Annotated in this window: 13 protein-coding genes and 1 tRNA gene; 3 read left to right on the top strand and 11 right to left on the bottom strand. The window is 39.5% G+C overall.

Features of this window, described 5'->3' with window-relative positions; all coding sequences use genetic code 11:
* Positions 1-59: 59 nt before the first annotated feature.
* The 8 genes from B9T33_RS01335 to B9T33_RS01370 form a co-directional block, all read right to left on the bottom strand.
* The gene (locus B9T33_RS01335) at positions 60-1,091 is read right to left on the bottom strand and encodes a YqaJ viral recombinase family protein (RefSeq protein ID WP_086177155.1); all 1,032 of its coding nucleotides are present in this window, start codon (positions 1,089-1,091) and stop codon (positions 60-62) included.
* Positions 1,092-1,207: 116 nt separating this feature from the next.
* Positions 1,208-2,251 (bottom strand): DUF932 domain-containing protein, encoded by a 1,044-nt coding sequence (locus B9T33_RS01340; RefSeq protein ID WP_086177156.1) that lies wholly within the window; start codon positions 2,249-2,251, stop codon positions 1,208-1,210.
* Positions 2,252-2,492: 241 nt separating this feature from the next.
* Complete coding sequence (locus B9T33_RS01345) at positions 2,493-3,113, bottom strand: hypothetical protein (RefSeq protein WP_086177324.1); 621 nt, start codon at positions 3,111-3,113, stop codon at positions 2,493-2,495.
* Between the two features lie 35 nt (positions 3,114-3,148).
* Positions 3,149-3,460 carry a hypothetical protein gene (locus B9T33_RS01350; RefSeq protein WP_086177157.1) on the bottom strand — a complete coding sequence of 104 codons (312 nt, stop codon included), beginning with the start codon at positions 3,458-3,460 and terminating at the stop codon, positions 3,149-3,151.
* A 4-nt stretch (positions 3,461-3,464) separates the two neighbouring features.
* Entirely contained in the window at positions 3,465-3,749 is a 285-nt protein-coding gene (locus B9T33_RS01355; protein ID WP_086177158.1) for a hypothetical protein, read from the bottom strand.
* Between the two features lie 705 nt (positions 3,750-4,454).
* On the bottom strand, positions 4,455-5,627 hold the full coding sequence (locus tag B9T33_RS01360) for a GTPase (protein ID WP_086177159.1): 1,173 nt from the start codon (positions 5,625-5,627) through the stop codon (positions 4,455-4,457).
* A gap of 262 nt (positions 5,628-5,889) precedes the next feature.
* Positions 5,890-6,849 carry a YagK/YfjJ domain-containing protein gene (locus B9T33_RS01365; RefSeq protein WP_086177160.1) on the bottom strand — a complete coding sequence of 320 codons (960 nt, stop codon included), beginning with the start codon at positions 6,847-6,849 and terminating at the stop codon, positions 5,890-5,892.
* A 396-nt stretch (positions 6,850-7,245) separates the two neighbouring features.
* A complete protein-coding gene (locus B9T33_RS01370; protein WP_086177161.1) occupies positions 7,246-9,591 on the bottom strand; it encodes a hypothetical protein in 2,346 nt (781 codons plus the stop codon).
* Positions 9,592-10,507: 916 nt separating this feature from the next.
* On the opposite strand from B9T33_RS01370, the gene B9T33_RS01375 reads away from it, so the two are divergent.
* Complete coding sequence (locus tag B9T33_RS01375) at positions 10,508-10,735, top strand: hypothetical protein (RefSeq protein WP_086177162.1); 228 nt, start codon at positions 10,508-10,510, stop codon at positions 10,733-10,735.
* Between the two features lie 213 nt (positions 10,736-10,948).
* A tRNA-Thr gene (locus tag B9T33_RS01380) sits at positions 10,949-11,024 on the top strand.
* 53 nt (positions 11,025-11,077) lie between these two features.
* Here the strand turns inward: B9T33_RS01380 and B9T33_RS01385 are convergent.
* From B9T33_RS01385 to B9T33_RS01395, 3 genes are all read right to left on the bottom strand, one after another.
* The gene (locus tag B9T33_RS01385) at positions 11,078-11,905 is read right to left on the bottom strand and encodes an SAM-dependent methyltransferase (protein WP_086177163.1); all 828 of its coding nucleotides are present in this window, start codon (positions 11,903-11,905) and stop codon (positions 11,078-11,080) included.
* 1 nt (position 11,906) lies between these two features.
* Positions 11,907-13,205, bottom strand: coding sequence for an FAD-dependent oxidoreductase (locus B9T33_RS01390; RefSeq protein ID WP_143223982.1), 1,299 nt, complete (start codon positions 13,203-13,205; stop codon positions 11,907-11,909).
* Positions 13,206-13,630: 425 nt separating this feature from the next.
* Positions 13,631-14,509, bottom strand: coding sequence for a pirin family protein (locus tag B9T33_RS01395; protein WP_086177164.1), 879 nt, complete (start codon positions 14,507-14,509; stop codon positions 13,631-13,633).
* 315 nt (positions 14,510-14,824) lie between these two features.
* Between B9T33_RS01395 and ycaC the strand changes: the two genes are divergently transcribed.
* Entirely contained in the window at positions 14,825-15,448 is a 624-nt protein-coding gene (gene ycaC / locus B9T33_RS01400) for an isochorismate family cysteine hydrolase YcaC (RefSeq protein ID WP_086177165.1), read from the top strand.
* Positions 15,449-15,476: the final 28 nt, after the last annotated feature.

Consider the following 15,476-nt stretch of genomic DNA (forward strand, 5'->3'; position numbering starts at 1 on the left):
AAAAATCCCATGCTCTCAGGCATGGGATGTTTGGGGCATTGTTGAATAGAATGCTTAGGCTAATCGGTATAGATATTAAAGCGCCGTGAACCCTGTTTGCTTTGCGGGAATTGGCTGAGGTATTCAGGGTGTAATTTCAGCAACGCCTTGGTATCTAAGCCGATCGAGTCTTTAGACTTTTTCCACGTCACTGAGCCTACTTTAAAGGTCGCGCGTTCAGCCTGCTGCATCTTGGCCTGCAGCTGGTGCTTCAGCTGATCAAACTGCTCCTGATGCTTTTCAATGTGATTGCGCGCCTGAATCAGCTGTTCAAACTGCTGGTTGGCCTGCTCATCCTCAGATAAGTCTGCGGTGCTCAATGGCACATGTTCAGGATACAGCTGCTGTAAAGCCTTGGCTGCCGATGCGCTTGCATCTGCATCCGGCGGTGTATCCTTTTCCACACATTCCCAAAAGTAACGTTCTGCATTCACAATATGCTGAATGACTGATTCAGAACGAGTCACTTTAAAAATTCGGGTTTCATGCCCGCAGATTAGCACACAGATATGCGCGGCCTTCTTGCCTGTCACCGCCAATTGATGCTGGACTTGGCACAAGACATACAGCGGTACGCCATCCCGCCACAGCTTGGCGCCATGCTCCCCTGCAGTTTTGCATTCCAGCACCTGAACGTCTTCACTGCCGACCACTGAATAATCCAGATTCGCCAGCATGAAATGCTTGTCTGGATCAGGATGCTGCAGCACGGCATTCACGCGGCGGACTTTTCGGTTGGTATGCATGCTGTAGTATTCAGCGACCAAGGGTTCAAGCTGTTTACCCCAGTACAAAGGCGCATGGCCTTCGCTTTCATCGTCGATGGATTGTCTAATCCGTCCAGTCTTGATCATCCACAGTTCCAGCATCGACATGTAAGGATTAAGGCCACAGGCTGCGGCGCAGTCACTGCTGCCGATGCCCTGACGCCTTACTTCCAGCCATTCGGCCTGACTGAGTTTTCGGGTATCAACAAAGCGTTTTGCCATAAATAGCTTCGGTATGCGGGTGTGCTGCGTTTGGTTTTGAGAAATGGTCATTGCTGAGTTCATGTTGATTTTCCTATTTTGATTTTGTTAAATTTCGGGCATAAAAAAGCCGCATCTGCAGATGCGGCTGTGACGTATTCAAGGTGTGTGGTGAAGTAACTTTTGGGGCGTGATTAAGATCAGGCAATCATACGCAGGGCCTGTTCCAGCCCCCGCTGCTTGAGTCCAGCGCCTGCACCGAACCATGCAGAATCCAAACGGTGATCCTGACTCATGGCGCGGCGTTCATGGTCTGTGAATTCGGTAATCGCGCACAGCAAGCCATAGGCGGTGTCTTTGGATGAGGACAACGTTGCACCTCTCCCCTGACCATTAAACATCTGCATCGTCTTATTCATGGATTTGGCATTCGGTTCAGCTTTTTCCTTCGCATTGGCTTGCGCGGCCTGAGCCGCTACATCACGGTAGAATTGGATAATATTGTCCTCTGGATCAGCCATGCTCATGCTGCTGTTGTTAAACACCGCATCGAAATAGGCCGCGGCTTCCTGCTGAGTGACTTTGCGCTGCGCCAGCTGTTTCATTTCATACATGTGCTCATCCCATGCACGCACAGAGATGCCCAGCTGCTGCTTGACCTTGTCTGCATCAAAGCGGGTGCTGTGCGGAACTTTGACTACACCCGCACTGCTGTTCTGACCTTTCAGGGCAATGGCTAAAGTGTTGTTGCACACCACACGGATAGAAGTAAATTGCGCCGTGGTCGCCAGCGTGCCGTCACAAGCGGTTGCCAGCAGCATATAGCCATTGCTGACATCCTTGCCTTTGAGTGCTGCGCTTTGCCCTGTTCTGGCTAAAGCCCAGAACTTCTTGCCGCCTTTCAGTACACCTGCCGTTTCCAATTCAAAGCCAGATTGCTCCGTCAGGTCACGGTAGAATTCCAGAATTTCACGGGGCTGGACTTCCTGAAAGCGCTGGCTGACCACGGATAGAGGCGCATGCGTGTCAGAACGGTATAAGACCCGCTGTTCCTCGAAAGGCATGATGATGCTTTGCCCGCGTTCATTCTGCGCCATGTAACTGACATTGGAGGATTCAATGCGCCAGTCCATGCCCGCCTGCTGCGCCCAAATTTCTATAGGCTGGTTTGGGCTAAGCTGATTGCCTAAGCCATGCCAAGGGGTGTCACCGACATAGGCCATTTGTTCAATTTGATGTGCCATGAGTTTTGTCCTTATAAACAAAAAGGCTGCTGAACCCCATCCCTTGATTGGAATGAAGTCCAGCAGCCTGATTAAGATTGGTCTGATGAATATGCTGATCGAGCCTTGTGTAATAGACTCAATAAACGCATTCAATGTATTGATTCATCTTTATGTTATATAAGTGAAATTTCTTTCAATACGCTCAATGACTCAACTGTACAGTACATGGTGTGTATGTAGAATAAATACAGCCCTCAGTTTATTGCGGTGACATCACAATTTCACGCCCATCCTTCAATACCGCAACCACCTCACGGACATTGCGCGGATCACAATTCAAGAAGAAGCGCACTGATTGGCCGTATAGAATTGGGTTGGCGCCGTCACGATAATCTGCTTTACAGTTGCCGCGGTTCACCACCACCCGATCGAGAGTAATGCTGTCGGACAATGAAATTAAATGCAGATAAGCCGTTTCAACCACATGCTTCCCACCAAAGACCTGATTCTTGATTTCGATGCGGTACTGCATGGATGCATCACCTTGAGCAGATTCGGCTTGATCTGCATTTTCAGCTTCCTGCCGGTTCAGTGTTTCCCATTCATCCCAGCCTTTGGCGATAAACTCGCGCATTTCCTGTACTGGCGTCACTTCTAAGTTGCTGAGATAATAGCCTGCCAGACTGGCAGTCTCTTCATTCGGTGATTTTTCCAAGGACTCCAGATCCTGTATTTCTTTTTCAGTCAGTTGATCGGCTTGTGCCCTTGCTTTGACTTCTTGTGTTTTAACTGCGGTATGCTGCGCTTGTACGGCTTCTGGTTTCTTTTCACAGCCGACTGTTAACATGGCAAAGGCTGCCAGCATCATCATTTTTTTCATTTTACCCTCATCGCCTGTATGTTCAGGCATTCATGTCAAGGTGCTGGCCTTTCCATACACTGCTGATAATATTTATCTCGGAAGACTTGTTTGGTTTTCTCATAAGTTGCTGTACCGCCCCGACCATATTCAAAGGCATCATGAATGATCGGCCTGAGCTGTTCTCTCAGCTCATCGTTATCACCTGCGAGCATATAAGTCGCTTCGGCAAAGCCGCCATAGTTCAATCGAGCCTGCATCACAGTTTCAGCAACATCCGCTTCTTCCTGACAGGCCTTTTCTTGTTTGGAGGTACAGCCTGCAAGCAATGCTATTGCTGCTACCAGAAGTAATTTATTGTTGAACATGTTCCTAGCCTCTGCATTTACCCACGGTATAGCCTCTGGCAAAGTCCAGACGGCGTTGATCTTCATCACTTGTAATCGGGACTGTGAAGAATGGCTTGCCAAATTGCTCGCGAATGCTGTCATAACGGCAAGTGCAGGATTCTTCACTTTCAACTGCCGTCTTAATGGCGGCGTTGGGATACATGCATTGTTCGATATAGGCTTTACGGTCTTTCGCATCCGCAGATGAACAGGCGGATAAAACAGGTAAAAGCAGTGCAGCAAGCAGGCTGAATGTTTGAATTTTCATAAAGCTCCCCTCTGGTATAGTTCTGTATTGAAATCAAAATTTAAGACACAGCAACGCATGCTTCCCTTTGCAGGAAGATATGCAGATATGAATAAAATGAGACAAATAAATCCCATCAACTGCTTAGTGAAAAGTCAGCTGTTTGAAATAGATTTCAGTACAGTAAGGGGATGTTTTGAATAACCATGATGGACTCCTAGATGTATTAGAAGTTCTACCGAATCACTGCTATTTGATTATGGTGGCAGAACAGAAGGGGGTTAGCAGACTGATCATCTAGTATCAGCACGCGCGAACGCGTCCCCCTCCCGTTCTACCGCAAAGGGGGACGAGAAGGTTTCGCACAAGACTCATACTCAGGAAGAATATAAGTACCTGATACGCTAGATGGATCGGTCTGCTAAAACCGACTGGCAATGTAGGCCAGCATGCTAAGAATAATGGTGAGGGGGATTGAAGTCAATTCAGATAGTTATGAATACGGTTTGCTTTGTATGTCTATATTTTTATAAGTCACTTACGTGACTATGCCATTCCATTTCTAACTTGAAGCCCTACTCTCAAAATTTTAGATAATTATTTAAATAATAAGATTAAAACGCTACTAAGCATAAAAAGCCATTCTAGAGTTGAGCACCCCAGAATGGCTTTAATTAAGATATAGCTATTAATCTTAGGTAGTTGAACGGAATAAAATCGTTCTTTTTAATATTGTTCACCAATATAAAGCTTAAGAGCAAGGATAGCTTTTTCTTCAGATTCATTAATTAACTTTTCAGCATAATAACTCGTCATTTTATAACCAATCCCTGCAGCAATCGCTTGCCCCACTAAAGGCACCCATGAACTAAAACTTTTAGAAGCCTGTGCTACAGCCAATTTAGGCAAGATCTGTTTAATTCCAGCCTCCGTAGCATATTGAGCTAACCATTTACTAATTCCCTGAATCGTTCCATGAAGTTTACCGCTCTCTTCACTTTTTTTAATATAGTCAGCAATACTTGAATCAACTAGGCCATAACTTTTTAGAACTGTTTGAGTTAACTTAACCAAAAGACCGACATCAAATGCAACATTGACGCCCAACACTGGGTTTAAGCCATTCGCAGCCGATAGATATGCATATCTTTTAGCAACTTCTGTTATCGTTTCTCGCTTCGCTTTAATAGCATCCTCGCTATATGCTGCGGACTCACTAATAAATTTTCCCTTTTTTATATTGGGTAAATTTTCAGAAATGTCTTTTATTAATCGAGCAGTATCAAAATGTGCAATCTGTTTAGGCTTAGATGACACTAAATAAATTTTAGAGATATCAGAAACATCCGTGTTATGAATCATATCATTTAATACCATTTCTATAACTTCATCTCTAGAAAGGTCATTATCTTCAGCGCCATCTCGTACAGCATCATCCATCTTTGTACGTACTAAAAAAATAGGCTTTTTAAGTTCATTTGTAACGTAATTAAAAAGCTTAATATCAGCTTCATAAAAACGGTTTGCTGTTACTAAAATAATGGCATCAAATTCAGATAATTTCATGTCATTGACGTAAGATTCAAAAGGAAAGTTAGCTGTACCACAACCTGGCAAATCAACTAAAATAATTCCATTCTCTGTCTTATATTCTTTTGGCTCCATTGTTGTTTCAACAAAGCCTACAGGAGCGATTTTCGATCCTGCGATTGCATTGATTAAAGAGGATTTACCTGATCCACTTTGACCTGTAACAGCTATTTTGACTTCTGTATTTTCCCACAAATCTACTTGAGCTTTAATATTATTAAGTACATCCTCAATAGAGCTTTCTTTTGCCGAAGAGCCATTAAACATCTTATCGTTAATAACGCCTTGTAAAGTTTCAAAAATACCCACTTAAAATTCCCCTATTTATGAGTTTTAAAGTCATATGATTATCAATTAATCAAACTAGAAAAAGAAGATCGTACGAATAATTAACGACATATTTTGTCGTACAAATTATCTTCATTAAACTCAATAAATCTTACAAGAAATTCTTTTACAAACAACAACCATCTGCTGATTTTAGGAATTGGAGCAAGTATTTCCACCCCAGTTCCTCAAAATACAAAAAAATAGCCTTTTGACCAGTAATATATAAGTCAAGAATTTTGACTTAAGTTATTTTTAATCCCCTACGCTTGGTATTTTCAAACTCCCCATGCCCAAAGGTTTGCATATCTTTTATGACTTTCACTCGAAGTCGCTGTGAGTCTTTTTCAGGCAAGGTCAAGTAATTGATCACCGAGAGTAAACGCTCCCAATCACCAACTCTATCCCTTGATACTATCCCAAGACCAATTTCACAGCCGGCCATACGTAACTTATGAATATACTCCTTGCTATGGGGGTTAAAATAGCAACCATGGCCTTGAGTAATCTCTTGCCATTTATCCCCTATACACTGCGCATAATAAGAGCCTTTCTGAACTTTAGTACCATCATAAATAAGTAGCAAATGGGCATGATACCCACCATTATTTTCCGTTGATTGTTCCAACGCCCAAGCATAGCCATGCAGATGTTGAAAACAGGTATCTTTATTCGATAAACGATTCCGCATCTTTTCAAAGTGCTTATAGAATTGCTCTATATTAATCTGACCCTTTGAATCATTTTTGTACGCAAGATCTACTCTCACTATCAATAACTTAGAGTAATGATGGAAAAGCTTACCAACATAATCTTCTAAGCTATCTGTGTTGTTTTTTTCTTGTAGAGAAAATTGATGTAGTTCATTCTGAACTTGACTCTTACGATCCTTGATTTGTTTTTCAAATTCCTTCAACTGTTCTAGTTTAAGCTGAAGCACAAAATCATAATCATCTGCATTAGGGTTACAGAAAGGGTCATAACGCATTGAATCTATTTCTAGCTTCAACTCCACAAAAACAGCGTTGTAATCACTATAGTGATGATCCACATCATAGATATGTTCGAACTGCTCTAATAGCGCCTTCAAGACAGGTTTAAATGATTCTTCAAAGCCGTACATCATGATATCAATGATGAAATTCTCAACTCTAATCAAGAGAGCTGGTTCAAAAAGATGATGAAGTGATGAAGTGGATGACATGGTTACTCCTAAAAAGTGTTTTTAACCATGTCATGAGTTATCTCTGTATTTTTTTAAGAGGCTTGTAAATCTTTTCGGAGCACTCTCATACTTTCCCGTACAGAGTTATCAGAAAAGGTATATGAGCAATCACATCATGAAAGAAAGGTTACAGTGATTAATTGAAGTCTGTTCGTAGTCAGTATCTTATAAATCAAGAGTCTAGGATGAATTAATAATATAAGATACCAACTAAGCAGGTTGTACAGCACGGTGAGAATTACCTATACAATCCTGCTTAGTAGCATAACAATAGCCTGTAAATACTAGAAATATGTCATAAATCAACCAAGCTAAAGTCACCCTTACTAGACCATTTTTTTAAGAAAAATGCGATGCTGATTCAATACCTTTAACCTAGGATAACTCTTGTTGTGTTTTAGGTTTCTGCCCTGGTGTCAGCCTTTTTTCATTGCGTACCCAACCTTGAATTGGATGAAATAAACTCTTGTAACAAATGTATGGCAAGTACTTTTCTTTGAAAGCCGCTCTAATCATTTTGTCTGTAGTCTCAATTTTTAAGGGTCTTGACGAAAGTTCGATCACACTATTCAAAATAGCATGGTGTTCTAGAAGGTAAGCAAATTCTGCTTTTATAAAAGCAAGAGAACCACTATGAGATGAGTCCTCTGAATTTCGATATTTTTCATTACGCAGGTTTATAAACTTTTCCAAAAATGAATATAAACTTCCGTATATATCAACAGACTGTAATTTTGAGTCATAATTAAAAATCAAGGTTAGGTCTGCATACAACGCTTTTTCTTTCCCAATCTCGAATACTTTTTCATCCCAACGCAGGATATACCCCCTCAACCATCGTAAAGGTTGAGTTGAACGTCCTACACGAAGGAATTCTGTCACAATTGCTGATTGCTCTTTTTTGCTAAAATTACCGCCATGCAGACGACCAAATTTAAGATGCAATCGATGAACAAGCACATCCCTTTCTAAAAGGTAATCAGCATATTCTGACAACGTTTCAAATGACTTATCTAACTCTTTAAGTTGCCTGTTATAATTATTCACATGCAGAATTGCTTTAAAACTTCTTAATATCTCTTCATACTTTTGAATTGTTTCAGGGCTTATTGGCTGATCATTCAGACTCAATAACTCGCCCTCCTTAGAAGAAATGAAGTTACTGAAATCAGTTCTATTTTGCGACTCAAAATCAGAGGCTCCTATTTGAAAGAAAGGAAAATCCACACCATTTAAGTGTTTGAAAAGACCAGACCAAATACGCCCTAAACGCGTCAGGCTATCGCTATAAAATTTAGGAGAACAATTCTTATTAGCGATGGCTGAAGTTGCTACTATGTTGAATAGTTTTGGTGGAACCGTTTTCAATGTCTCACAAAAAAGCTCAATCAAATAAAGTAAGCTGTTGCGTGGAATTTTGTCCTTGTGACTGACAGGAAACAGAACACAGGGTAAATCCATCAATTTAACTTTATCGAGATAATTTTGGGTTATTTGAGGGAGGTGCTGGCAATCATAGTTTTTGTTAAGCTTAGAAAGTGCTAAAAGCTCATCAAATGTGATCTGTTTTTTTATATCCTTTTGCAGTAATGCCTCTTGAGGCATTAAAGACTGATTTGAGAGTGCCTTAAGCATATATTCATTGCGGTCGTAACCGTCTATGTTCAGGCTTATGACTTGATCTACAGAAAAAAAATAGCTGTAAACCCAGTACCAACAATTAAAACGTGATGGTCGATTGCCTTTTTTAATTAAACCCACGGCAGCGCTATTATGATAAGTACGGAGATGATTATTCCAATTTTTCATGGTGTAACTTTCAGCAGACAGACCAGCTTTATTTTTCATTTTTTTATCTAACTGAGCAATAACCCCATCTTCTGAGAAATTCGAATGTTTACAATTAAACATCAATATACAATGTAAATTTAGACCAGCTTCTTGCATCGGTTCTAATTTTAATAAGTAACTTTGTAAATTTTCAATTTCATCAATCAACTGGCGTATAGCATCGATTTTATCTTTAAGTACTTTGAATAAGTCCGTGTAGCTGTCTGAACCATTATGGGAAAGTGCAAATAGCTTAATGTCCAAGCACATGATATATATTTGCCCATTTCGATCTAACATATCATTAAAATACTGAAAATAACTCTCCTCTTCATCTGGCAAAGCAAAGGTTTCTTTAACCATTTCATCAGTTTTTATTTTTGGTTTTAAATGTTCAGATATTTCAAAATAGACCTGTGCCAAATGTTCACGTGGAATGGAACTAAAATCCCCAGAGCTGTTTACACAAAATTTCTTTTTTTGAAAAATCTGATTAAAGTTTATGACAACATTTGTCTTTTGTTCCAATCCACCTTGAACTTCAGTCTCCCCCAAATATTGTACAAATTTTCTAAATGCGGGTATCTCCAACCCATGCCATTCAGGCAATAGTCCAGACGTATATTGCAAAGAACCAACATTTTTTAAGAAATTTTCTCTGCTCTTAAAGTCCATTTTTTCAAATCTTCTTTTACTCATCACCTCATCATTCTTGATATTTAACAGCCACTGATCATAAAGCTGAATGACGTCTATTGATTCCCTGAAAATGAAAATATTCTGGTTCACTCCCTCTTGCTTGGCTTCGTCATAAGTCTTTCTATATCGAACCCTAAGCAAATCATACAGTTCATTTTTTAAAATTTTAGGTAAATTAAGACTTATGTTCACTGAAACCCTCTATATACAACAATTATAGAATTATTATTAAAATGTTAATCGGTACTTTTTATCACAATAATCATATTCCATAAATTAAAAATCATCATATTTATTGTTATTATTCAAAATCTCAAAGTAGTTATCAAATCAAAAGGATTGAGTACAACTGTCCAATTATTTTAAACATTGCTCGAGGCTTTTTAAGGTAAAAATATCCTTAACTCAGTGAGAGTCAAAACAGGTTACTGACTGCTTGGCAGTAATTAAAAAAATATAAGGCGAACCAAGTGAACTTTATGAAGTGAAACTAGAATCTGATAGCTATCCAATTATTTTATGCTAGAGTAAAGGCAGTACTTCCACAGTACCGTGGTACCCGAATTAAGACGGGGGTATAGTTAGGGGTAAAATAAAATATTTATTATTAAATAATGTTTAATTTTAATTACTTAAATTAACAATATGACTCCCTCTTTCGCCAGAATTTAAACTGCACATCCATGCAGACAAAAAAAGGTTTAAATCTTAAAGATTTAAACCTTTTTTATTTTGTATTAATGCTTTTATCTAATACATTCATACTTATTTTTTAGAATAAAAATCTGAGCTAAGGTTTCTACAACTGTTCATTTTGTGATTTAAATTCACTTTAAGGTTGCCTCGAAACACGCCGGGCTTGATTTTTTAAGCCAATCATTCCGCTTGATTTAGACACGAATATTTACAAATACAGAATTTATAGTCTAAAGACAATTACTTAAGCCTATGCTAAAAATGAATTATTCACATGAGAGGGGCGTGCAAACATCTATTTATTTTTCTCAACATCATTGAATTGAAACGCAACGAATTTACGCTAAAACTTGATCAACCAAAAACACAATAAACGACCTTTCACATAAATCACTGCTATTCGGGAGATGACATGAATAACAGCCAGAACTATGTTAAGCAGATCAAGAACGCCAAACGTGGTGGTTATACTCCAACCCTTGCCAAAGACATTAACAAACATAAAATTCAAAAAGCACAGCGTCTGATTGACGAATGGCGCAAACTTGCCAATGAGCTCCGCCCCCAAATGCAACTTGATATGGCCTATACCTTAGAGGAATGTGCACAGGATCTCGATCAAATTTTAAGAACCAAATAATACCGCTTATTTTTCTTACACGCCTTAAATGAATACCTTTCCATCGCCCATATTAAATGGGCGATTTTATAAAAATGTTATTTTCAAAATTTATTCTTGAATCATGAGCAGCATAAATATTCAATTCAGACTTTCAAACGTATAAATAAAGCACGATTTGCATGTTTTTTGGCTTGCGCCTAAGTAAAAAATCTGTAAAATGCATTCCACAACGCCGGCATAGCTCAGTTGGTAGAGCAACTGACTTGTAATCAGTAGGTCCACAGTTCGAATCCGTGTGCCGGCACCATTTCTTAGCCTCGCTTTTTAGTGAGGCTTTGATGTTTCTAGGGCCTGTATTTTTTAAGGCTTGCTGACACTGATTTGCACATAGCGAATCAACCCATCTGTATATAATTTTTCACATAATTTAGCTGTCATCTGAATCTTTAAATGATCCAGTGTAAGCCCTGTTGCGCGCGTTTTTTGCTGCTGTACATAACGCGCAAAACCATGAAAAACAGCTTCACTCAAATCTTCAATACTCAGTACATCAAACCCTGTATTTTCAATTTGAGTCTGTAAATCAGATTTTGAATTTAAATGTTTTACATTCACATCTGCGGCTTTGAGTAGACTTTGATATTTGAGCTGTTGAATTGAATTTAAATTCAAAAAATCTTCTGACAGCATTAAATAATGAAAAGCGAAACGTCCTTTTGAATTCAAAATATCAAAAACTGATAAAATTAATGAATTCAAATCACTATGATAAGCTGCATCCACACAAAGTACGGCATCCATACTGTTTTGTGGATAAATATTTTTTAAATTCAAAAAAGAATCTTGGTGAATTTTTAGGTTTGAATTTAAATTTTTTTGGATTTTTTCCACACAATTTTGCTGTAATTCGACTGCGGATAAGTTTTGAATTTGAAAGTTTTCCAGCCAAAAAATTAGGCTTGCACCCTGCCCACAACCTATGTCAAGCAGACGATCTTGAGATGTTAAGTGGATGGATTGTGCGAGATGAAATGCGAGATTTTGACAGGCTTGGGGATAGGAGGACGTTGCATCCTCCCAATAGCCCAAATTGCTCCAAGCAAGTTCTGCGTCATCTCCCAGTATTCGACTGTTAATCGCATATTTATGGCTAGGAAAATATTGCTGAATTGCTTGAAGCCATTTCATTTTAGTAACCGAGTTGTGGGGCAACCTCAACATTAGGTTTTAAACCAACAAATGGCAATGGCGCACCAAAGATTTCTGCAATATGCATGGCAGAAGTCACTGCCGACTCTAAAATTGGCAAACCATCACATGACCACGAACCGCAGAAAAATACTTTACGATCTGCGGCTCTATGACGCTGTTGCAACTCTTTGTTCAATGCAACGGTATGTGAATCCACCACTGCACGAGTCAACGTCACTGAAGAAATCACTTTTTTCGGGTCAATGTCAGTCACTGGACGCCACGTTTGGAACACAGGTGTTTTACCGACCAAACTTGGTTCAATCGAGTTCAACCACACTGTAAATTGCTGACGAGTAAATTTACGGTCCATCATATAACTGAGTACTGACCAATCTTTACGTTTCGGTGGCATTACAGTTTGATCCGTATGAATCACCAACTCACCTTGTTCGAACTTAAATTTCTTTAATAGTTCAATATCATCGGCAAATTGTGTTGGATCCAAAAACGCTTCAGTTTTAGTCGTTGGTGTTGCGACAACGACACGGTCAAATTCTTGATGACTACCTGACGCATTTTCCACAATCACTTTATCGTCTTGCTCACGAATTTTAGTAATAGCCGCACCACTTTGAATGTCGATGCCTTCAATTAATTTATCGACCAATGCCGGCGTCCCACCTTGCAAACGTAGCAGAGCATCACCATTGGTCAATTGGCGTAAGAAAATCAACAACGGTTTTGCTGGCCATTCACCAATCGTTTTCGGATTACAGGTACAGATCGTATAGAGCACCGGCATGACTGCACCGTGCAAAAACACTTCTTCAATCTCATTCTGATTAATAAATTCAGCTAAGGTGATATCTTGATTTTTAGATTTAAAAAATTTCGTAATTGCTGTTTTGAGTTGCAACATCCCTTTGACTAAACGCCAGCCATATTGCTGTAAACCTTTACGGTTATTAATAATCGGAAAATTACCAATTCGGCTTCGTGTCGTCGTGAGCCATGTTTCAGTACGATCTTCAAACAGCCAGCTACATGCCATGTAAGTACGCACTGGAAAGGTTTTAATCCCTAAGTGTGTCGCTAAACTTAGAGTGTTTTTCCATAAATGCGGATTCATTACACGTAAAGGCGCGTCAATTAAACCACCTTCAAACTCAGTGCTATGACTATCCATACCACGACCAGGCAGAGCTTCGAAAATTGTAATTTTATGCCCTGCATCTTTAAGAATTCTTGCGGTAGCCAGCCCAGCCATGCCGCTACCGATGACTGCAATATCCAATTTTCTATTCCATTTATAAAATTCGAATAAAAGTATGACCGATCACAAGTCAAAAATAGCTATTAAAAAATACCAGATTCGTATTTTTTGTATGGATTTGCGTACAGTGCATTTTGGCGTAATTTAACAAATAATCGCACTTTTATTTACCATACATAAATATTGGTTTTTTAAAACAATTTCTATTTATTTTAATAATTTCTTATAAAACCAATCAATTAAATTAACCATTATTATAACAAATGGTTTACTTATTGCACTTTTATCGCTAAGATTCGCGCCATAATAAAGTGATAACCACATCACAAAATATAAAACTAAGAATGATAAATAAATCATGATTAAAAGAAATGAAACAGCGCAATATAAAAAGCCTCTGATGATTCAGAGGCTTTTTTTTCGACTATTTAAAGTGGTCATTTTGCTTAAACTTTAGAATTCACAGCAATTTCACCAAATTTTCCAGCATTAAAATCATCAAAGGCTTGAATGATTTCATCTTTGGTATTCATCACAAATGGACCATAACCTTGAATCGGTTCATTTAAAGGCACACCGCTCAGCAACAAAAACTTGCTGTCTTGCAACGCTTGTAGCTGAATCGCGATATCTTCTTTGGCAAACATTACCATCGAACTATCCAACACTTTATTGGTCCCGTTCACGATCACTTCACCCGATAAAACCACCAAGATGGTGTTATGCCCTTCAGGCACATGTAAAGTGGTTTCGTATTCGGCTTTCAGCTCACCATCCCAGACATTAATAGAACTGAACGTTTGCGCTGGCCCATGATGACCACCCATTTCACCCGCAATCACACGGATATGACCTGCGCCTTCATCCATTTCAATCCGTGGAATGTCGCTACGGCTAATGGCTTGATAGTGTGGCGCTGTCATTTTGTCTTTTGCAGGTAAATTCACCCACAATTGCACCATTTCAAACACGCCACCCGCATGGGCAAATTCAGGCGAATGAAATTCTTCATGCACCACGCCTGCACCCGCAGTCATCCATTGCACATCACCGGTCTGAATCGTACCACCACCACCTGCTGAATCTTTGTGGGTCACTTCGCCGCTATAGGCCAATGTCACCGTTTCAAAGCCACGATGTGGATGCGAGCCTACACCATGTTGTGCAGTGGTTGGATCGAAGGGATAAGGTGCGGCATAATCAAGAAGCAAAAATGGGCTAATCGCCTGACCTAAACGGTCATAAGAAAATAAGCTTTTCACTGGAAAACCATCACCCACCCAGTTCATTTGCTGATTACGATATACACCAATGACTTTTTTCATCTTTAGCTCCTCTATTCATGCGTTTGGATGAACATGTGGCTATTTTAGGCTTTAACACTATGATGTACTAGAAATGAAATGGCATTCTCTATCTCAAATTTGCAACAATAAATCTTAAAATCAAACTAATTTAAAATAAAATTCAAAATAAAAAATAGATTTATGACAATCAAATAAATTTTTATCCTATTTTTAAGATAAAGCATCTCGTTAGTGTTGTTTTCAGACTCTTTGTTTGGGCCTATTCTAAATGGGTACACATCACCACCCCGTTGTGTGGATCGATGAATAGAACACCTGAATGAGGAAAATAAAATGGGCAAGCCTTACGTACGTTTAGACAAAGATAATGCTGCGGTGCTACTTGTTGACCATCAAACTGGTCTATTGTCATTAGTCCGCGATATTGATCCAGATAAATTTAAAAATAATGTTTTAGCACTCGCAGCATTAGCTCAATATTTCAAGCTTCCAACGATTTTAACGACAAGCTTTGAAGACGGTCCCAATGGCCCGCTCGTACCTGAACTTGTGGATATGTTCCCAGATTCGCCTTTCATTGCACGCCCTGGCCAAATCAATGCTTGGGACAACGACGACTTTGTTCAAGCCGTGAAAGCAACAGGTAAAAAACAACTCATCATTGCCGGTGTAGTCACTGAAGTATGTGTGGCTTTCCCGACACTTTCAGCACTTGCTGAAGACTTTGATGTATTCGTGATTACCGATGCGTCTGGTACATTTAATCAAATGACACGTGACGCTGCATGGGACCGTATGTCACAAGCAGGCGCACAGCTGATGACTTGGTTTGCTGCTGCAGGTGAATTACACCGCGATTGGCGCAACGACGTTGACGGTTTAGGTACTTTGTTCGGTGCACACATTCCAGATTACAAAAACTTGATCACAAGCTATGTAAAAAACACAGCAAAATAATTTATTTACCAATAAAAAAGCGATCTTC

The sequence above is a fragment of the Acinetobacter sp. ANC 5054 genome, from assembly GCF_002135295.1.
In the GTDB taxonomy this organism is placed as follows: Bacteria; Pseudomonadota; Gammaproteobacteria; order Pseudomonadales; family Moraxellaceae; genus Acinetobacter.